Source organism: Salinimicrobium oceani, assembly GCF_012037645.1.
The window spans coordinates 1-619 of the sequence record NZ_JAAVJR010000215.1 but is presented as its reverse complement, the minus strand read 5'-3'; the positions used below and the strand labels follow the sequence as shown (position 1 = coordinate 619).

General features: G+C 44.1%; 1 protein-coding gene. It reads right to left on the bottom strand.

Annotated elements, in window-relative coordinates:
* Positions 1 to 619 (bottom strand): GSCFA domain-containing protein (locus HC175_RS16340; RefSeq protein WP_168139450.1); only part of this gene is annotated, 619 nt, incomplete at both ends.

Sequence of the window (619 nt, the reverse complement as noted above, 5' to 3'; positions counted from 1 at the left end):
ATTTGCGGCTCTTTTTCTTCAAGTTTTTCAATTTTTTGCTGAAGATCTCTGCGGAAGTTTTGATGAGCTTCGGAAGCTTCATTAAAAGGCCTGTGCAAAAGCCCTTTTTGAATGGTATCCACCTCTTTCATAACCGCGGAAGCTTCTGAAGCTATCCACGCCTCCTGAAACTTCTGCCATATATAATCCACAGCTGTCTGATTGGGATGCACCATGTCTTCTGCATAAAACCTGTAGTCCCGAAGTTCATCCATCATGATCTCATAAGCCGGAAAATAAGCGCAATTTTCTTCTGAAGCCACTATTTCCTGAACCGCAGTGATCAGCTTCGCCTTACTCCATTGATTCTCTACATATCCGTCTTTCAAGTGCCTTACGGGAGAGACTGTAAAAATGATCTGCACTTCGGGATTCAACTCTCTCACAATTACTGCAGCCTCAAAAAGGGCTTTTTTAGCATCTGTTATTTCCTTGCTGAAATTCTTCTGCGGCACTTTGTGACAATTGGCCACCATCTCCCCTGACTCCTTTAGTCTGTAGCCCCAGGCCGTGCCCGGAGTGATGATCATATGTGTAGCCGATTTTAAAAAGGCTGCTGTTTCTTCCACTGCAGTATTCA